Raw genomic sequence first — 18,301 nt, forward strand, 5'->3', positions numbered from 1 at the left:
GCCGATCTATGCAACCAACGGAAGAAACGGGCGCGCCAGCTGGCGCAGAAGCCCAGACCGAGGCCTTGGTGTCCGGCAGCGGCAGCTACGACCTGCTGAAGAAGCGGCTCGAAACCCAGGGCGAGGGCCTGCTGAAGAAGACGCAGGGGCTCAACGAGCAGCGGCTGGCCGAGTTCGGTCGGTCCGACCAGTCGCTGATCCTGCGCACCCGAGCACGCACCGAGAACAACGCCGTGGCGCGCGACCTCGTGCGCATCGGCGACCTGCTGCTGTTCGGCTACAACGTCTTCATCGGCCTGCGCAAGGAAACGACGGTCGGCGACGTGTTCGGCCTGTACCGCCTGGTGTCGCCCGGCGAGGCCGGCCAGGGCGCGGACAGCGACGAGCTGCAGCCCGTGCCGCTGGCGGGCAGCTTCCTCGAAGACGCGCGCTTTGCCTCCGACTTCCGCGAGCTGTACGCCTACTACAAGCAGGCCACGCTGCTGCAGCTGCGCGTGACGCAAGACAAGCTGCTCGCCGCCTTCCAGATCGGCCAGCAGCTGCACGACGTGCGCGTGTTCCGCTGGGCCATCGAGCGCGACGGCGGCATCAACTACATCGACAACCGCGGCGAGCGCGACATCGCCTTGCCCGCGAGCCATGACTTCGAGTGGACCGTCGCCACGCGCGAAGACCATGTGGGCGGCAAGCACCCGCATGTGAACGTGCTCGACACGGTGTTCGTCGAAACGCTGGGCGGCGACCTCACCGTCAAGATCGAGAACAACACCGAAACCGGGCTGGGCATCTACAGCGAACCGGTGGAAGACAAGAGCCAGTCGCTGACCGACGCCGAGATCGCATGGGCCAAGCTGGGCATGCTGATCCTGCTGCGCGTGAAGCCCTACCGCGAGCAGGTCACGCGCTACCTGGTGTTCAACATCCGCACGCAGCAGGTCGAGCGCATCGACGCCATCGGCGGCTCTTGCGTGCAGCTGCCCGAAGACCACGGCATCATTTTTCCGGGCGGCTACTACCTGCAGTCGGGCGAGCACAAGCGCTTCGACCTGCCGGCCGAGACGGTCGAGAACCTGCGCTTCAAGCGCATGCTGCGCTCGCCCAACGGCGAAGACGTGGCGTACATCTTCTACGACCCGAAGCCGGGGCGCTATGCGATCTTCAACTACAACCTGATCGACAAGAAGCTCGCGACGCCGATCATCGCCAACGGCTATGCGCGCTTTGCCGACGGCCGCATCCTGGTGTTCCACGACAACGACGGCGAGCCGTCGCGCGTGCACCCGATGCAGCTCTGGCAGACGCCTTTTGCCAGCGAAGAGTACGTGAGCGCACAGCCGCCCGCCACCGGCTTCTTCGGCAAGATCGGCAATGCCGAGCTGGTGCGCGGTGTGTCCGACCTGATGGGCATTGCCCGTGCGGTGCGGGAGCAGGCGCCCACGCGCGCCGCTTACGAAGACCTGATCCGCCAGTGCACACGCGTCAGCGATGCGTATTTCTGGCTCGACGCGCCCGAAGCCGCCGGCCTCATGGCGGAGCTGCGCAGCATTGCCGACGTGGCGCGCAGCACGCTGGCCGAGTTCGAAAAAGTCGACACCATCCGCCGCGAAACCGCGCGTGCGCTGCAGCGTGCCGAAGACGAACAGCACGCGCTGCTGGTCGACATCGCCAGCACGATCTGGCGCGCACCCGACGACTTCGTGAAGGCATTGGCGCGGCTGCGCGAACGACGTGGCGCGCTGCAGATGCTCAAGGAGCTGCGCTACGCCGACCTGCCGCGCATCGCCGCCATGGACGCGGCGCTGCAGACCGAGCAGCAGCGCATCGGTGAACGCGCGATGCAGTTCCTGGCCGCCGACACGGCCTTCAACGGCCAGCGGCAGGCGCTCGACAAGCTGGCCCTTGAGCTGCCCAACCTGGCGACCTCGCCGGCCTTGGGCCAGATGCTCGCGACGCTCGACGAGCAGGCCGCCGGCCTCGACCTGCTGACCGAGCAACTCGGCAGCCTGCCGGGCGGCGATGCGGTGATCCGCACGTCCATCCTCGACCGCATCTCGCTGATCTACGCCGACATCAACCGCATGCGTGCCGATGCGCGCGCGCGGCGCAAGTCGCTGGGCGCGACGGAAGCGCGGGCCGAGTTCGGCGCGCAGTTCAAGCTTTTCAGCCAGGCCGTCGAGAACGCGCTGGAGTTCGCCGACACGCCCGAGAAGTGCGACGACGCGCTCACGCGCCTGCTGGCGCAGCTGGAAGAAATCGAAGGCCGCTTCGCCGAGCAGGAAGACTTCCTGGCCGACATCGCCCAGAAGCGCGAGACCGTGTACGAGGCGCTGTCTGCACGACGCCAGAGCCTGGTCGAAGGCCAGCAGCGCCGTGCGCAAGGCGTGGTCAATGCGGCCGGCCGCATCCTCGACGGCATTCCGCGCCGCGTGGCGCAGTTCGGCGAGCTGAGCCAGGTTCACAGCTATTTCGCGGCCGATCCGATGATCGGCAAGCTGCACACGCTGATCGCCGACCTGCGTACGCTGGGTGCCGCCGTGCAGGCCGACGAACTCGACACGCGCCTGAAGACCGCGCGCGACCAGGCCCTGCGTTCGGTGCGCGACAAGCGCGAGCTGGTGAGCGACGGCGGCGACACGCTGCGCCTGGGCCGGCATGCCTTCACCGTGCACCGCCAGCCCATCGACCTGACGCTGGTGGCCCGCGACGAGGGCATGGCCTACCAGGTGACCGGCACCGACTACCTGAGCCCGGTCGATGAACCCCGCCTGCTGCCGCTGCAGCGCTACTGGAACCAGTCGCTGGTGTCCGAAACCGCCGAGCTGTCGCGCGCCGAGTACCTGGCAGGCCGCCTGCTGGAGGCATTGCTCGACGGCAAGACCGAGCGCAGCTGGCCCGAAGTGCTGACGCTGCTGGCCGAAGACCCGTTGCATCCGCAGTTGCTGGAGATGGTTCGCCGCTTTGCAGCCGCGCGTTATCAGGAGGGCTACCAGAAGGGCATTCATGACGACGACGCGCTGCGCCTGCTGGCCGCGCTCGTGACCATGCAAGACCAGGCCGGCCTGCTGGCCTGGGGTCCGACCGAGCGAGCGCTGGCCCTGCTGTACTGGCAGCACGGCCACCTGGTCGCGCACCGCGAATCGCTGCTGCGGCGCGCGCGTGCCGCGATGCAGATGAACGCGTTGTTCGGCCGGCGCGATGCGCTGGTGCAGCTCGAAGCCGACACTGCGCGGTCGCTCAACCACTTCGCGCGCGACGTGCTGCCCGACCTGCTGCCGCTCGCCGAGACGGCCAGCGACGAAGAGCGCGACGCGCACCAGGGCCGCGTGGCGACGCTGTGCGATCAGGCAGCGGCCTATCTGGCGCGTGAACTTGCGGGGGCTCGCGGTGGCGAGGCCTGGGCCGTGTCCGGTGCTGGCGAAGACCTGGCGGCCGCGCTGCTGCGCGAGCTCGAACGCGGTGGCCGCCGCGAGGCGTGGCAGAACGACCTCGACGCGGCGCCGCCGCCGGAGCGCTGGCGCCTGGCGCGCGACTGGGTGCGGGCCTATGCCATCCATCAGGCGCCGCAATCGGTCGACTGGGTGGACGACGCGGCCAGCGTGCTGGCCATGCCGCTGCAACGCACCCGCGTCAACGTGGCGCTCGATCGCACCGTCGAAGGGCTGCGTGGCGAGCATCCGCGCGTGGTCGATGGGCGCATGACCTTGAACCTCAATGATTTCTGGCGCCGCTTCCTGTTCCACACCACGCACGCGGTGCCGGGCTACGAGGCGCTGCACAGCCTGCGGCACGAGCTGCTCGAACGCGAGAAGGTGCGGCTCAAGCTCAGCCAGTTCCAGGCCAAGCCGCTGTCGACCTTCGTACGCAACCAGCTCATCGACGAGCTGTACCTGCCGATCATTGGCGACAACCTCGCCAAGCAGATCGGTTCGGCCGGCGAGGGCAGCCGAACCGACCGCATGGGCCTGCTGCTGCTGATCTCGCCGCCCGGCTACGGCAAGACCACGCTGATGGAGTACGTGGCCGACCGGCTGGGCCTGATCTTCGTGCGCATCAACTGTCCGGCGCTGGGCCATGGCGTGACCGCCATCGACCCGGCCAACGCGCCGAACAGCGCGGCGCGGCAGGAGCTGGAAAAGCTCAACCTCGGCCTTGCGATGGGCAGCAACGTGATGCTGTACCTGGACGACATCCAGCACACCAGCCCGGAGTTTCTGCAGAAGTTCATCGCGCTGGCCGACGGCACGCGCCGCATCGAAGGCGTGTGGAACGGCGAGCCGCGCAGCTACGACATGCGCGGCAAGCGCTTCGCGGTCGTGATGGCGGGCAACCCGTACACCGAATCGGGCGACGTGTTCAAGATCCCGGACATGCTGGCCAACCGGGCCGACATCTACAACCTGGGCGACGTGCTCTCGGGCCGCGAGGCGGCATTCGCGCTGTCGTACATCGAGAACAGCCTCACCTCCAACCCCACGCTGATGCCGCTGGCCTCGCGCGACCCGAAGGACGTGCAACTGCTGGTGAAGATGGCGCAGGGCCACGAGGTGCCGAGCAGCGCGCTGTCGCATGCCTACAGCGCGGTCGAGCTCGAAGAGATCAAGGCACTCCTGCAGCGGCTCTTTCGTGCACGCGACCTGCTGCTCAAGGTCAATCTCGCGTACATCGAGTCGGCCGCGCAGCAGGAGGCCTACCGCGTGGCGCCGCCGTTCAAGTTGCAGGGCAGCTACCGCAACATGACCAAGCTCGCGGGCAAGATCACCGCGCTGATGCGCGACGACGAGCTCGATGCGCTTTTGCGCGACCACTACCGCGGCGAAGCCCAGACCCTGACCACCGGCGCCGAAGAGAACCTGTTGCGGCTTGCGCAACTGCTCGGCAGCCCGACGGCCGAGGAGGCTGCGCGATGGAAGTCCATCTGCGACGAGTTCGTGCGCCAGCGCAAGCTCGGCGGTGCCGACGTGGACGGCAGCCAGCGCATCGCAAGCAGCATGCTCGACGTGGCGCGCGCGGTCGATGCGCTCAAGCCCGCGCCTCAGCCGGCGCCTCCGCCCGAGCCCGAAGGCCCGAGCGAAAGCCAGCGCCTGGCAGACGCCATGCTGCAGATCGCCGTGACTTATCGCGAGCTGATCCTGCCGCTGGTGACCGCCACCGAGCGCCGGCTCGACCTCGACCGCTCGATCACGCAAGACATGGCGCGGCTCTCCGCCGAGGTGCAGGCCGCCCGCGCCACGCCCAAGCGCGCACCCAAACCGGACAAGGACCACTGACATGTCTGCCGTGCCTTCATCCGCCGAACCGCAGGCCGCGCTGCCCGAACTGCTGGCCCAGCTCGACGCCACCATGGCCGACGCCCGCCTGAGCGACGGCGAGCGCCGCGTGCTGGTGCATACCCTGCGCGAGGCTTCGCCGCCCGAAGACGGCCTGCGCCAGTTGCGCAACCGTGCCTTCGACCTGGTGCGCGCGCGCACGGCCGACCCCGAGCAGCTGTCGCTGCTCAAGTGGCTCGAAGGCGTGGTGCGTGCGATCGACACCGGCCGCTCGCCCGACAACGTGGCGGTGCGCTCGCAGGCCTTCTTCAGCCCCGGCACCGCCTGCCTGCAGGCGATCAACCAGCAGCTGAGAGCGGCGCGCCGCGCGATCGACCTGTGCGTGTTCACGCTGTCGGACGACCGCATCACCGCCGAGATCCTGGCCGCGCACCGGCGCGGCGTGTCGCTGCGCGTGATCTCGGACAACGACAAGGAGTTCGACCTGGGCAGCGACATCGGCCAGCTGCGCGCCGCCGGCATTCCGGTGGCGGTGGACCGCACCGATGCGCACATGCACCACAAGTTCGCGATCTTCGATGGCGCCCGGCTGCTCAACGGCAGCTACAACTGGACGCGCAGCGCCAGCGACTACAACGAAGAGAACCTGGTGCTGAGCAACGACCCGTCGCTCGTGCGCCGCTTCGCCGATGAATTCGACACCTTGTGGAAAGAACTGCAGGCCTCGCGATGACCCGACGAATCGACTACGACTGGGAGCTGCCGCCCGAGCTGCAGCAGCGGCTGGGCACCTCCAGCTACGGCGCGCAACGCATCGTTCACGAGCAGGGCCACCTGATGGTGATCCTGCACGAGCCGCCCGCCGGCACCGGCGTGGAGCGCAAGGCGGCCGTGTTCCTGCGCAAGCCCGACGGCACGTGGCTGCACAAGGGCAACAACCCCGGCGAGAAGGCGCTGGGCAAGCTGCTCGAGAGCTATCGCGCAGCACTGAGCACCTTCGAGATCCGGCACGAAGAGGCCGAGACTTCGGAGGCGCTGTTCCAGATCCTCGGCCCGCTGATCCCGCTGTCGCGCGCGGCACTGAACCTGCAGGCCACGCTGCAGGCTGCGCGCGAGGCCGTGCCTGGAGATGCATTGGTGACCGATCTGCGCGACCGCGCGGTCGAGATCGGTCGCGGCCTCGAACTGCTGCTGGCCGACACCCGCATGTCGCTCGACTACCGGCTCGCGCACGCGGCCGAGTCGCAGGCGCGCGCGGCCATGGAGGTGAACCGCGCGCAGCACAAGCTGAACACCATCGCGGCGCTGACCTTTCCGTTGATGGCGATTGGCGCCGCCTTCGGCATGAACCTGCACAGCGGTGCGGAGAACCTGCCGACCTGGGTGTACTGGGCGATCTTCGCGGCGGGCCTCTTCATGGGCGTGCTGCTGCGAGGCTGGGTCAAGGCGCCTGACGCGCCTGTTGCCACGGCGGCGACCAGGCTCACGGTTTCAGCGAAGAAGAAGTAGCGCCGGGCGAAGCCGCTGGCGTTCTTGCCAGGGGCGTTGGTCCGCAACCAAGACGCCCTCGGTGAAGAAGGGCGTCTGCCTCAGCCTTCCTTGTAGATGACCTCGAAGCGCTCGCACAGCACCGGCATCCGCAGGTCGGGCTTCTTGCCGATGCGCTCGCATTCGCCGCTGAAGTATTCCCAGTGGCCTTCGCGCCAATAGCGCAGCGAACCGTCGCCTTCGGCCTCGATGGTCGCGAAGTCTTCGCCGACCTCATCGAAGGGCATGACCACGACATCGCGGGTCTCGATCACGCACAGGGGCTGGCCTTGCCAGTCGGTCACCACGCTCAGGTCGCCGGGTTCGGGCCGTGGCCTGCCGGTCACTGCAAAAGACCATTCGAGGCTGGCGGTGCCACGCTTCTTTCCGTCCAGCACGAGCTTGGCAAGTTCCGTAGCGCCGGCCTCGTTGTCGTCGAAGTGGAAGGCTTCGCAGAAGCGGGCCGAAAGGTCGGCGCCAACTGCGGCCTGGAACCGTGCCCAGAAGGGGCGGATGCTGGAAGGGATGTTCATGTCGGGTGCCCTGAAGACGAATGCCGAGCCTGCCACAACTGGCAGGCCGGTGCGCCTGCGCACCCGACCGTATCAAGCCCGGGTCAGGGCTTGACGCCGAGCACCGACAGGATGATCGCCGCGAGCGTGAGCGTCATGGGCAACTGGTGCGTGGCCAGTGCACGGGCCTGCGTCATCGACAGGATGGCTGGCTGCAGCAGGTTCTTTTCGGAATGAAGAGGTGTGGACATATCGAACTCCTGAGTGGTTGCGAACCGTCTGTTCGCATGACTGCAAAGATAGGCCTGTGGCAGCGGCTCGGCGCAGGGCTTTCGACGACACGGCGTTTCCGTTTTCGCAACGATCCCGCGGCGTTGGCCCGGAACTTTCGCGCCCACCTCAGAATGACGGGATGAAAAAGAACGCACGTATGACCGGCACAATCGGTTTGAAAATTCGCAGAGCCACCCCCGCCGACGCCGTGCCGTGGACGCTTCTGTTCGATGCCGACGGCCCGCGCGCGGAGGTCGAGAAGTACCTGGCGCGTGGAGAGCAATGGCTGGCCGAGCAGGCCGGCGAGGTGGTCGGGCAGATGGTGCTGATGGAAACCCGCGCCGACATCTGGGAAATTATGAACGTCGCCGTGGCCGATGCCTGCAAGGGGCAGGGCATCGGCACCGCGATGCTGAAGAAGGCGAAGGCGCTTGCCACGCAACGGGGCGCGCAGCGGCTCGAAGTCGGCACAGGCAACAGCAGCCTGCGAGAGTTGGCCTTCTACCAGCGCTTCGGCTTTCGCATCGTCGGCGTGGACTTCGATTTCTTCGTGCGCCGATGGGGCAAGGCGACGAAGCAGGGCGGCATTCCGCTGCGGGACATGATCCGGATGGAGATGGTGCTCAAGGCGGCCTCGTAGGGCTTGGTTGAGGGGCGCTGCTTTTTAGGGCGGCGCCCACGCCGACGGTGTGCTCCCCTCCGCGAATGTCCCCCGGCCTTCGGCCTCCTCCTTTATTTCGCTGCGGGGAGCACACCGCCAGCGTGAGCGTTGTAAGCAGCGGTCGTTGATCGGCGACACACCAGCGGCGCGCCCTTGTGCGAATGGCACCGGGTGCTCCCCGCAGCGAAATAAAGGAGGAGGGGCGCAGCCCCGGGGGACATTCGCGGAGGGGAGTACCCGGTGTCATCCGCACACGCCCCGAACAGCAACGCCCTGAACGGCAGCAGCCCCCGAACTACCCCGCAATCAACTTCTGCACCAGCTCCGCCGTCGTTGCCGCCGCGTACTTGCGCATCAACCGCGCCCGATGCAGCTCGACGGTCCGATGGCTGATGTCCAGCGCCTTGCCGATCTCCTTCGAGGTCAGGCCGCGCATCACCTGCGCCGCCACTTCGCGCTCGCGTGGCGTCAACTGCGCCGTGACCGCGCGGCGCGAGCCCAGGTCTTCGAAAGTCCAGATGCCGGCCTCGTGCGGGGCCGCGCGGTTCATGGCATGGCCGGTGACGTGGCACCAGAAGGTTTCGCCCGCCAGTGCGCCGTGCAGGCCGCCCAATCGCTTCATCATGCGGTTGTCGGCGTAGTGGCCGCTGGCGTTCAAGAAGGGTTCCATGCGCTTGCCGATGCGCTCGAACTCGGCCACGCTCGGGTAGAGGATGCTGAACGAATGCCCCACCAGCGCGGAGGGCGTTGCGCCGAAAATTTCGCACACCCGCACGTTGCACGCCACGATGGTGCGGTTGCTCGAAACCACCATGCCGACGGGTGCATGTTCAAAAGCCAGCCGGTAATCGATCTCGGGCATCGGGTGTCACCATTACGAAATACTACGTATACGGGTAGGTAGTATCGTTCAAGGCTTTCCCACCACTCTCCATTCATCCATCAAGGAGCCCGAGTGAACAAGATTTATCCCTCCGCAGACGCGGCACTCAAGGGGGTCGTGGCCGACGGGCAGATGCTCGCGGTCGGCGGCTTCGGCCTGTGCGGCATTCCCGAAGCGCTGATCGACGCGCTGAAGGACACCAACGTGCAGAACCTCACTGTCATCTCGAACAACGCGGGCGTCGACGGCTTCGGTCTCGGCAAGCTGCTCGAGACGCGCCAGATCAAGAAGATGATCGCGTCGTACGTCGGCGAGAACAAGGAGTTCGAGCGCCAGTACCTGGCAGGCGAACTGGCCCTCGAATTCACGCCCCAGGGCACGCTGGCCGAGAAGCTGCGCGCCGGCGGTGCCGGCATTCCCGCCTTCTTCACCAAGACCGGTGTCGGCACGCAAGTGGCCGAGGGCAAGGAGCTGCGCGAGTTCGGCGGCGAGACCTACGTCATGGAACATTCGCTGGTGCCCGACGTGGCGCTGGTCAAGGCCGACGTGGCCGACAAGTCGGGCAACCTGCGCTTTCGCCTGACGGCACGCAACTTCAACCCGGCCGCTGCCATGGCCGGCAAGATCTGCATCGTCGAGGTCGAGAAGATCGTCGAAGTGGGCGAACTGGCCCCCGACGACATCCACCTGCCGGGCATCTACGTGCACCGCATCGTGCTCAACGCCAACCCCGAGAAGCGCATCGAAAAGCGCACCGTGAGCGCATCGGTCGATGCCGCCGCCGCCAAGGTCGAGGCCCAGACCGCCATCGCCCAGGCCGCCGCTGCCGGCAGCGAAGCGCCCGTCAAGGTCGTCAACAAGAAAGAAGGAGCCTGAGATGCCCTGGACCCAAGACCAGATGGCGGCCCGTGCCGCGCAAGAACTCGAAGACGGCTTCTACGTCAACCTCGGCATCGGCATCCCGACGCTGGTGGCCAACCACACCGGCACGAAAGAAGTCTGGCTGCAAAGCGAAAACGGCATGCTCGGCATCGGCCCGTTCCCGACCGAAGACCAGGTCGACGCCGACCTCATCAACGCCGGCAAGCAGACCGTGACCACGCTGCCCGGCAGCGCCATCTTCGGCAGCCATGACAGCTTCGCGATGATCCGCGGCGGCAAGATCAACCTGTCGATCCTCGGCGCGATGCAGGTCAGCACCAAGGGCGACCTCGCCAACTGGATGATCCCCGGCAAGATGGTCAAGGGCATGGGCGGCGCCATGGACCTCGTGGCCGGCGTGAAGCGCGTGATCGTGCTGATGGAACACGTGGCCAAGAAGAAGGACGGCACCGAGGACCTGAAGATCCTCGAGAAGTGCACCCTGCCGCTGACCGGCGTGGGCGTGGTCGACCGCATCATCACCGACCTGGCCGTGATGGACGTGGTGCCCGAAGGCCTCAAGGTGATCGAACTCGCGCCCGGCGTGAGCTTCGATGCGCTGCAGGCCAAGACCGGCGCCAAGCTGATCCAGTAAGGCGATCGGCACCACGACGACGAAGGGCAGGGCCGCGAAAGCGCGCCCTGCTTTTTTCATTCTTTGAATCACTGATGACGTTTTGGGACACAGGCAATGAATTCGAGTGATGCGCTTGCAGGCATCTGGCAGCACGCCGGCCTGCCCGCCGAGGCCTTGCAGTTCGCGCGGCTCACGGGTGCCGACCCGGTGCTGCCGTCTTCCTTCGCGGTCGGCTTGGCGGCGCAGAGCACCATCGCCGCCGCCGCGCTGGCCGCTTGCGAGCTGGGCCATCTGCGCGGCACCGCGCGCCAGCAGGTCGGCGTCGACATGCAGCACGCGGCGCTGGAATGCATGGGCTGGTTCAGCATCGACGGGCGCGTGCCCGATATATGGGACACGTTCTCGGGGCTGTACCGCTGCGCGGATGGGTGGGTGCGCGTGCACGCGAATTTTGCGCACCACCGCGCAGGTGCGCTGCGCCTGCTGGGGCTGGACCCGGTCACCGCCACGCGTGCCGAAGCCGAAGCGGCCATGGCCGGATGGCGCGCGATCGATTTCGAGGACGCCGCTTCCGCCCGCGGGCTGGTGGCAACCGCGCTGCGGCGCTTCGACGAGTGGGACGCGACGCCGCAGGGCCAGGCCATCGCGGCGCAACCGCTCTTCACCATCGAGCGCATCGGCGATGCGCCGCCGCTGGCGCTGCCGCCCCTGCGCGAAGACCAACGGCCGCTGAGTGGACTGCGTGTGCTCGACCTCACGCGCATCCTCGCGGGGCCGGTCGGTGGCCGTGCGCTGGCAGCCTATGGCGCCGACGTGCTGCTGGTCAATTCACCGAACCTGCCGAACATCGAAGCCATCGCCGACACGAGCCGGGGCAAGCTGTCGGCGCACGTCGACCTTCAAACCGACGAAGGCCGTGCCGCATTGCAGCGACTCGTGGGCGATGCGCATGTCTTCGTGCAGGGCTACCGGCCCGGCGGCATCGAGGCGCTGGGCTTCGGGCCGGCGGCATTGGCGGCGCAACGGCCGGGCATCGTGTGCGTGTCGCTCACGGCCTACGGCACGCAAGGGCCCTGGGCCGGTCGACGTGGATTCGATTCGCTGGTGCAGACCGCCATGGGCTTCAACCATGCCGAAGGCGAAGCGGCCGGCGACGGCAAGCCGAAGCCGCTGCCCATGCAGATCCTCGACGAAGCCACCGGCGCGCTCATCGCCTTCGGTGCCGCTGCTGCGCTCTGGCGGCAGCAGCAAGAGGGTGGCAGCTGGCACGTGCGGGTGTCGCTGGCGCAGACAGGGCAGTGGCTGCGTGGCCTGGGGCGTGTGCCGGGTGGTCTTTCGATCGGCAAGCCCAGCCTTGCGCCTTACATCGAGACGACCGCTTCGGGCTTCGGCGAGCTCGCCGGATTGCGGCACAGCGCATTGCTGTCGCGCACGCCGGCCGGGTGGCCGCGTCCGTCCATGCCTCCTGGCAGCCATGCGGCGGCGTGGCCAGCTGTCACGGAATGAGTGCGAAACTGGGCGCATGGCCTATCTCGACATCGACAACCTCCAAGCCGTTTTCCTTGATGACGAGGCACTGCGCGCGCGTCATCTGGAGCGGCAGCCCTGCGGCGTACTGCACATCACCAGCGGCCGGATCGTGGCGTGCGATCCGCTGGTGCAGCCCGAGCGCGAGGCGTTCGCGCGCACCCTGGGCGAGCGCGGCGCGTTCCCCGTCGAGGTGCTGCACGACAAGGGCCGCCACGCGCTGGCGGTGCTCTGGCTGCGTGAGCGAGGCGGCCTGCAGGTTGCCGGTCTGCGTTGGGAGCCGGCACTCCTCGAGGGGCAATCGCAGGATGCGCTTGGAGACGATGAGTTCTTCGGCTACCCCGTCGATGCCGGCGTAGGCTGTTTCATGGACGCCGATGCCGCGAAGGCGATGGCCGAGCGCGAGGCGCGCGAATCCGAAAAATCCGTTCATTTCAACTACTACGACGACGTGCTCGCCGAGGAACTGGGCACGGCCAACATGGCCGACCACTACCCGCAAGGCGCCGGCACTCCGAACAACATCCTCATCTTCAGCTCGGGCTGGGGCGACGGCAGCTATCCGAGCTTCTGGGCGCTCGATGCGGCCGGCGAGCCCGTGGCGCTGGTGACCGACTTCATGACGATGACCGGCGGCGATGCGCGTGACGAGGACGACAAGCGCAGCGATGCCTACAAGGCCAGCCTGTCGCCGGAGAAGCTGGCCGCCCTCGATGCGCTGGGCGCGGCCGCCATTGCCGGCGACCTGGGCACCATCCGGTCGCTGCTCGACGGGGGCCTGGCAGGTGCCAACGAGATCATTCCGTCGCTGGGCGAGACGGCGATCACCAGCGCCATCCGCATGAACCAGCTCGAAGCGCTGCGCATGCTGCTGGGCTCGATGCCGTCGCTGCCGAAGCCGCCGCTGTTCTATACCGGCGACGACGAAGAAGAGAGCTATCTTGTCTACGCGCGCCGGCTCAAGAAGCCGCGCGTGCCGGGGCTGATCGAACTGCTTCAGGCATCGGAAGAAGCGGCTGCCGCCGCACCCGCGCCTGCCGCCGCACCCGCGCCTGCCGCAGGCAAGAGCCTCTGGAAGCGCCTGTTCTCCTGAGCCATCAGGCGCCCAGCGCCGCGCGCACCTTCTCGCCCAATCCGCGCAGCCGCTCCACCGGCTCGTTGGAAAACACGAAGCGCAGGTACTGCGCGCCATGCGTCTGCCCCCAGCCCTGCATCGCGGTGGCGCACACGCGTGCCTTCAGCAGCCGCTCGGACAGCGTCTGCCCGTCGATACCGAAATCGCTGACGCGCAGCAGCAGCGACCAGCCACCTGCGGGAACACCCACCGGCAGGCCCTTCAGTTCATCGAGCACCGTGTCGCGCCGCCGCTCCAGTTCGCTCACATAGGGCGCGAGCGTGTGCGCCGATTGTTCGAGCGCCGTCGCCACCGCGTCCTGCGCGATGCCCACCGGTACCACCACGTTCGCGAGCGACACGGCCACCAGGTCGGGCATGTACGACTCGGGCGCGACGGTCCAGCCCACGCGCCAGCCGATCATGCGCAGTTCCTTGGCCGACGAGCCGACCGTGATCGTGCGCTCCGCCATGCCGGGCAGGCCGGCGGGGTGAATCACTTTGCGGCCGTCGTACAGCAGCCGCTCCATGGCCGTGTCGAGGATGAGCGTCAGGTCGTGCCGCACGCACAGCGCGGCGATGGCGCGCCAGTCGTCTTCGTCAAAGTAGCCGCCCGTAGGCATCGACGGCGACATCAGCAGCATCACGCGCACGCGCGGCCCGATGGCCGCCTGCAGCGCCGCGCGGTCGAGCTTCCATTCGCCACCGGGGTTGAAGCCGAAGGGCACGTACTTCGGCGTGCCGCCCGCCAGCCGGATGCGGTTGAGCAGGCCGGCGTAGGTCGGGTCGGTCACCAGCACTTCGTCGCCCACCTCGACCGTGGCGAGCAGTGCGTTGAGGATGCCCGAGAGCCCGCCGGCAGAGATCACGCAGTTGCGCGCGCCGCTGTAGGCCACGCCCGAGAGCGCCGACACATGCCGCGCCGCCACGTCGCGCAGGCGCGACTGGCCGACGAAGGGCAGGTAGCTGTTGTCGGCATCTTCCGAGGCGGCGCGCACCGTGCGCGCGATGGCTTCGGGGTCGGGCGGAATGTCGACGTCGAGGTTCTCGAGCCGGAGAAAGGGCGGGCCGTCCGCGTCGTCGGCGATGGCGCCCATGCGGTCGACGCCGATGCCTGCGATGTGTTCCAGCCGTGCGGGACGATGACGTGGCATGCGATCTCCTTGCTTGCTACAGGGCCTGCTTGCGTGAAATGGATGGCCGGGGCGGCCGTGGCGCCGCGCCGTCCTTGCGGTCTTTCTCTTCCGGTTTTCCGGCATTCTGCGGCAGGAGCAGCAGCGCCTGGTGCGCCTGCGCCGTCTGGCGCAGAAAGTCCCACACCGTCTGCATCCGCACGAGGTGCTTGGTCTCCGCGGGCATCGACATCCAGAAGGTCCGCGTGAAGTTCGCCTGCCCCGCGAGCACCGGCCGCAGCGCGCTGTCGTGCTCCGCAATGAAGGCCGGCAGCACCGCGATGCCCGCGCCGGCCACCACCGCGCGGTGCTGCGCGAGCACGCTGGTGCTGCGCAGCGCAAAGGCATCGGGGCGGTGCAGTTCGTCGAGGTACTGCAGTTCCTTGCTGAAGAGCAGGTCGTCCACGTAGCTGATGAAGGTGTGGCCGCGCAGGTCTTCGCGCGTCTTGATCGGCTTGTGCGCGGCCAGGTACTGCTTCGAGGCGTACAGGCGCAGCGTGTAGTCGGTGAGCTTGGTGACGACCACGGGCCCGCGTGCCGGCCGTTCGAGCGAGATGACGATGTCGGCCTCGCGCCGCGACAGGTGCACGAGGCGCGGCATCGCCAGCAGGTCGATGGTGAGCTTCGGGTGCTGCACCGCGAACAGCGCGAGCTGCGGCGCCAGCACCATGGTGCCGAAGCCTTCGGTGGCACCGATGCGCACCAGCCCCGACAGGCCTTCCTGCGAGGCCGGCGCGGTGCTTTCCACGGCCTGGAAGGCGCTTTCCATCGCCTCGACCTGCGGCTGCAGCCGGCGGCCCGCCTCGGTGAGCCGGTGGCCGCCCGACTCGCGCGAGAAAAGCGGCGCGCCGACTTCCTTTTCCAGGGCCTGGATGCGCCGCGCCACCGTGGTGTGGTCCACCGCCAGCCGGCGCGCCGCGCTCATCAGCGTGCCCGAGCGGGCCAGCTCCAGAAAGTAGCGCAGGTTGTCCCAGTCCATGTGCGTGCGTTCCTTCAAATGCCACTCGGCGAGGCTGTGCGTTGGGCTCTGCAAATTTGCAAAGCCGTGGCGCATATTTGTCTATTGTCATGGCAAATCTGCAAAGCTAGGATGCGGGCTGCACCGGTTCGAACCGGCATCGCTTTTCCGAGATTCACAGGAGACAAACCCCCATGGACGCCACCACCACCCCTTCGACTCAGGTCGCCACCGTCAAGCTCCTGATCGGCGGCAAGCTCGTCGAATCCAAGACCACCGAATGGCGCGACGTCGTCAACCCGGCCACGCAGCAGGTGCTGGCCCGCGTGCCTTTTGCGACGCAAGCCGAGCTCGATGCCGCCGTGGCCTCGGCCAAGGAAGCCTTCAAGACGTGGCGCAAGACGCCCATCGGCACGCGCGCCCGCATCTTCCTGAAGCTGCAGCAGCTCATTCGCGAGAACATGGGCGAGCTGGCCGCCATCCTCACCGCTGAACAAGGCAAGACGCTGCCGGACGCCGAAGGCGACGTGTTCCGCGGCCTCGAAGTGGTCGAGCACGCATCGAACATCGGCAACCTGCAACTCGGCGAACTGGCCAACAACGTGGCCAACGGCGTCGACACCTACACGCTGCTGCAGCCGCTGGGCGTGTGCGCCGGCATCACGCCGTTCAACTTCCCCGCGATGATCACGCTGTGGATGTTCCCGATGGCCATCGTCACCGGCAACACCTTCGTGCTCAAGCCCTCCGAGCAAGACCCGATGGTCACCATGCGCCTGTGCGAGCTGGCGCTCGAAGCCGGCATTCCGCCCGGCGTGCTGAACGTGGTGCATGGCGGCGAAGCCATCGTCAACGGCATCTGCGACCACAAGGACATCAAGGCGATCAGCTTCGTCGGCTCGACCAAGGTCGGCACGCACGTCTACAACCGCGCCACGCTGAACGGCAAGCGCGCGCAATGCATGATGGGCGCGAAGAACCACGCCATCGTGATGCCCGACGCGAACAAGGAGCAGACGCTCAACGCGCTCGCCGGCGCAAGCTTCGGAGCCGCGGGCCAGCGCTGCATGGCCGTGTCGGTGGCGGTGCTGGTGGGCGAGGCGCGCAACTGGGTGCCTGAACTCATCGAGAAGGCCAAGACGCTGAAGATCGGCGCGGGCACTGAAAAGGGCGTCGACGTGGGCCCGCTGGTCTCGTGCGCCGCTTACGACCGCGTGAACGGCCTCATCGAGCGCGGCGAAGCCGACGGCGCCAAGCTCGTGCTCGATGGCCGCAAGCCTTCCGTGCCCGGCTATGAGAAGGGCAACTTCGTCGGCCCGACGATCTTCACCGGCGTGAAGCCCGGCATGACGATCTATGACCAGGAAATCTTCGGACCGGTGCTGTGCGTGGCCGATGCCGAGACCATCGACGAGGCCATCGAGCTGATCAACAGCAACCCGAACGGCAACGGCACGGCGATATTCACGCAGTCGGGCGCCGCGGCGCGCCGCTTCCAGGAAGACATCGACGTGGGCCAAGTCGGCATCAACGTGCCGATTCCGGTGCCGGTGCCGATGTTCTCGTTCACCGGTTCGCGCGCTTCCAAGCTCGGCGACCTGGGCCCGTACGGCAAGCAGGTCATCATGTTCTACACGCAGACCAAGACCGTGACGGCACGCTGGTTCGACGACAGCACCGTCTCGCACGGCGTCAACACGACCATCAGCCTCAAGTAAGAAGTCCGGCGGATGGACTTCGAACTTTCCGAAGAGCAGCGCGCCTTCGCGCAGAGTGCGCGCGACTTTGCCCAGGCCGAGTTCGCGCCGCATGCGGCGCAGTGGGACGCGGAAGCCATCTTTCCGAAGGAAGCCATCGCCAAGGCTGGCGAGCTGGGCTTCTGCGGGCTGTATGCGCCCGAGCGCATCGGCGGCCTCGGCCTGCCGCGGCTCGATGCGGCGCTGGTGTTCGAGGAGATGGCTGCGGTCGACCCTTCGACCACGGCCTTCATCACGATTCACAACATGGCGACGTGGATGCTCGGCACCTGGGCGACCGATGCGGTGGCGGCGCAGTGGGGCGAAGACCTCACGAGCGGGCGCAAGCTGGCTTCGTACTGCCTGACCGAGCCGGGCGCCGGCTCGGATGCGGGCTCGCTCAAGACGCGTGCCGAGCTGCAGGGCGCCGGGTACGTCATCAACGGCGGCAAGGCCTTCATCTCGGGCGCCGGCTCGACCGACGTGCTGGTGCTGATGGCGCGCACGGGCGGCGCGGGCGCGAGCGGCATCTCGGCCTTCGCGGTGCCGGCCGATGCGCCCGGCATCAGCTACGGCAAGAAGGAGCACAAGATGGGCTGGAACAGCCAGCCCACGCGCACCATCAGTTTCGACAACGTGCGTGTGCCCGCGCAGAACCTGCTGGGCAAGGAAGGCGAGGGCTTTCGCATTGCCATGAAGGGGCTCGACGGCGGGCGCATCAACATCGCGACCTGCTCGGTGGGCGCGGCGCAGGGCGCGCTCGACGCGGCGCGCCGCTACCTGCATGAGCGCCAGCAGTTCGGCAAACCGCTCGCGAGCTTCCAGGCGCTGCAGTTCAAGCTGGCCGACATGGCGACCGAGTTGGTCGCGGCGCGGCAGATGGTGCGGCTCGCCGCATCGAAGCTCGATGCGGGCCATGCCGACGCCAGCACCTATTGCGCGATGGCCAAGCGCTTCGCGACCGATGCGGGCTTCAACGTCTGCAACGACGCGCTGCAGCTGCACGGCGGCTACGGCTACCTGAGCGAGTTCCCCTTGGAGCGGCTGGTACGCGATGCGCGCGTGCACCAGATCCTCGAAGGCACGAACGAAATCATGCGCGTGATCGTTGCGCGAAAATTGCTGGAAGGCGACAGCGATATCCGCTGAACCCGCCGCATCCAGGACCTGAAAA

Annotated in this window: 15 protein-coding genes; 10 read left to right on the plus strand and 5 right to left on the minus strand. The window is 67.5% G+C overall.

Annotated features, from left to right (window positions below):
- Window positions 1-8: 8 nt before the first annotated feature.
- The 3 genes from BLQ28_RS04135 to BLQ28_RS04145 are packed head-to-tail and all read left to right on the plus strand — an operon-like array spanning window position 9 to window position 6,776.
- Window positions 9-5,267 carry a DNA repair ATPase gene (locus BLQ28_RS04135; protein WP_093237263.1) on the plus strand — a complete coding sequence of 1,753 codons (5,259 nt, stop codon included), beginning with the start codon at window positions 9-11 and terminating at the stop codon, window positions 5,265-5,267.
- Between the two features lies 1 nt (window position 5,268).
- Window positions 5,269-6,000 carry a phospholipase D-like domain-containing protein gene (locus BLQ28_RS04140; protein WP_093237264.1) on the plus strand — a complete coding sequence of 244 codons (732 nt, stop codon included), beginning with the start codon at window positions 5,269-5,271 and terminating at the stop codon, window positions 5,998-6,000.
- On the plus strand, window positions 5,997-6,776 hold the full coding sequence (locus BLQ28_RS04145; RefSeq protein WP_093237265.1) for a magnesium transporter CorA family protein: 780 nt from the start codon (window positions 5,997-5,999) through the stop codon (window positions 6,774-6,776). Before BLQ28_RS04140 ends, BLQ28_RS04145 begins: the two co-directional genes overlap by 4 nt.
- Before the next feature lie 80 nt (window positions 6,777-6,856).
- Here BLQ28_RS04145 and BLQ28_RS04150 read toward each other — a convergent pair whose 3' ends face one another.
- Both BLQ28_RS04150 and BLQ28_RS32895 read right to left on the minus strand, forming a co-directional pair.
- Complete coding sequence (locus BLQ28_RS04150; RefSeq protein WP_093237266.1) at window positions 6,857-7,327, minus strand: ASCH domain-containing protein; 471 nt, start codon at window positions 7,325-7,327, stop codon at window positions 6,857-6,859.
- A gap of 83 nt (window positions 7,328-7,410) precedes the next feature.
- Window positions 7,411-7,557 (minus strand): hypothetical protein, encoded by a 147-nt coding sequence (locus BLQ28_RS32895; protein ID WP_176801001.1) that lies wholly within the window; start codon window positions 7,555-7,557, stop codon window positions 7,411-7,413.
- Window positions 7,558-7,754: 197 nt separating this feature from the next.
- On the opposite strand from BLQ28_RS32895, the gene BLQ28_RS04155 reads away from it, so the two are divergent.
- The gene (locus BLQ28_RS04155; RefSeq protein ID WP_176801002.1) at window positions 7,755-8,219 is read left to right on the plus strand and encodes a GNAT family N-acetyltransferase; all 465 of its coding nucleotides are present in this window, start codon (window positions 7,755-7,757) and stop codon (window positions 8,217-8,219) included.
- Between the two features lie 316 nt (window positions 8,220-8,535).
- On the opposite strand, the gene BLQ28_RS04160 is transcribed toward BLQ28_RS04155, so the two are convergent.
- A complete protein-coding gene (locus BLQ28_RS04160; protein ID WP_093237268.1) occupies window positions 8,536-9,102 on the minus strand; it encodes a LuxR C-terminal-related transcriptional regulator in 567 nt (188 codons plus the stop codon).
- A gap of 93 nt (window positions 9,103-9,195) precedes the next feature.
- Here BLQ28_RS04160 and BLQ28_RS04165 point away from each other — a divergent pair, with 93 nt between their 5' ends.
- From BLQ28_RS04165 to BLQ28_RS04180, 4 genes are all read left to right on the plus strand, one after another.
- Window positions 9,196-9,999, plus strand: coding sequence for a CoA transferase subunit A (locus BLQ28_RS04165; RefSeq protein ID WP_093237269.1), 804 nt, complete (start codon window positions 9,196-9,198; stop codon window positions 9,997-9,999).
- 1 nt (window position 10,000) lies between these two features.
- The gene (locus tag BLQ28_RS04170) at window positions 10,001-10,639 is read left to right on the plus strand and encodes a 3-oxoacid CoA-transferase subunit B (RefSeq protein ID WP_093237270.1); all 639 of its coding nucleotides are present in this window, start codon (window positions 10,001-10,003) and stop codon (window positions 10,637-10,639) included.
- A gap of 96 nt (window positions 10,640-10,735) precedes the next feature.
- Entirely contained in the window at window positions 10,736-12,127 is a 1,392-nt protein-coding gene (locus tag BLQ28_RS04175) for a CoA transferase (protein ID WP_093237271.1), read from the plus strand.
- A gap of 16 nt (window positions 12,128-12,143) precedes the next feature.
- Window positions 12,144-13,241, plus strand: coding sequence for a DUF4241 domain-containing protein (locus BLQ28_RS04180; RefSeq protein WP_176801003.1), 1,098 nt, complete (start codon window positions 12,144-12,146; stop codon window positions 13,239-13,241).
- Between the two features lie 4 nt (window positions 13,242-13,245).
- Here BLQ28_RS04180 and BLQ28_RS04185 read toward each other — a convergent pair whose 3' ends face one another.
- Both BLQ28_RS04185 and BLQ28_RS04190 read right to left on the minus strand, forming a co-directional pair.
- Window positions 13,246-14,415: a pyridoxal phosphate-dependent aminotransferase gene (locus BLQ28_RS04185; RefSeq protein ID WP_093237273.1), complete on the minus strand. Its 1,170-nt coding sequence runs from the start codon at window positions 14,413-14,415 to the stop codon at window positions 13,246-13,248.
- Window positions 14,416-14,431: 16 nt separating this feature from the next.
- Window positions 14,432-15,412, minus strand: coding sequence for a LysR family transcriptional regulator (locus BLQ28_RS04190; protein ID WP_256327157.1), 981 nt, complete (start codon window positions 15,410-15,412; stop codon window positions 14,432-14,434).
- A gap of 173 nt (window positions 15,413-15,585) precedes the next feature.
- Here BLQ28_RS04190 and BLQ28_RS04195 point away from each other — a divergent pair, with 173 nt between their 5' ends.
- Entirely contained in the window at window positions 15,586-17,109 is a 1,524-nt protein-coding gene (locus BLQ28_RS04195) for a CoA-acylating methylmalonate-semialdehyde dehydrogenase (RefSeq protein WP_093237274.1), read from the plus strand.
- A gap of 12 nt (window positions 17,110-17,121) precedes the next feature.
- The gene (locus BLQ28_RS04200; RefSeq protein ID WP_093237275.1) at window positions 17,122-18,276 is read left to right on the plus strand and encodes an acyl-CoA dehydrogenase family protein; all 1,155 of its coding nucleotides are present in this window, start codon (window positions 17,122-17,124) and stop codon (window positions 18,274-18,276) included.
- The last annotated feature ends 25 nt before the right edge of the window (window positions 18,277-18,301 follow it).

Origin of the sequence: Variovorax sp. EL159 (assembly GCF_900100965.1) — a bacterium.
GTDB lineage: Bacteria > Pseudomonadota > Gammaproteobacteria > Burkholderiales > Burkholderiaceae_C > Variovorax.

Excerpts from the sequence above, each read along its gene's own strand:
- BLQ28_RS04150 (WP_093237266.1), bottom strand. The coding sequence starts at position 7,327 with ATGAACATCCCTTCCAGCATCCGCCCCTTCTGGGCACGGTTCCAGGCC.
- BLQ28_RS04140 (WP_093237264.1), top strand. The coding sequence starts at position 5,269 with ATGTCTGCCGTGCCTTCATCCGCCGAACCGCAGGCCGCGCTGCCCGAA.
- BLQ28_RS04145 (WP_093237265.1), top strand. The coding sequence starts at position 5,997 with ATGACCCGACGAATCGACTACGACTGGGAGCTGCCGCCCGAGCTGCAG.
- BLQ28_RS04190 (WP_256327157.1), bottom strand. The coding sequence starts at position 15,412 with ATGGACTGGGACAACCTGCGCTACTTTCTGGAGCTGGCCCGCTCGGGC.
- BLQ28_RS04170 (WP_093237270.1), top strand. The coding sequence starts at position 10,001 with ATGCCCTGGACCCAAGACCAGATGGCGGCCCGTGCCGCGCAAGAACTC.
- BLQ28_RS04175 (WP_093237271.1), top strand. The coding sequence starts at position 10,736 with ATGAATTCGAGTGATGCGCTTGCAGGCATCTGGCAGCACGCCGGCCTG.
- BLQ28_RS04180 (WP_176801003.1), top strand. The coding sequence starts at position 12,144 with ATGGCCTATCTCGACATCGACAACCTCCAAGCCGTTTTCCTTGATGAC.
- BLQ28_RS04185 (WP_093237273.1), bottom strand. The coding sequence starts at position 14,415 with ATGCCACGTCATCGTCCCGCACGGCTGGAACACATCGCAGGCATCGGC.
- BLQ28_RS32895 (WP_176801001.1), bottom strand. The coding sequence starts at position 7,557 with ATGTCCACACCTCTTCATTCCGAAAAGAACCTGCTGCAGCCAGCCATC.
- BLQ28_RS04200 (WP_093237275.1), top strand. The coding sequence starts at position 17,122 with ATGGACTTCGAACTTTCCGAAGAGCAGCGCGCCTTCGCGCAGAGTGCG.
- BLQ28_RS04135 (WP_093237263.1), top strand. The coding sequence starts at position 9 with ATGCAACCAACGGAAGAAACGGGCGCGCCAGCTGGCGCAGAAGCCCAG.
- BLQ28_RS04195 (WP_093237274.1), top strand. The coding sequence starts at position 15,586 with ATGGACGCCACCACCACCCCTTCGACTCAGGTCGCCACCGTCAAGCTC.
- BLQ28_RS04160 (WP_093237268.1), bottom strand. The coding sequence starts at position 9,102 with ATGCCCGAGATCGATTACCGGCTGGCTTTTGAACATGCACCCGTCGGC.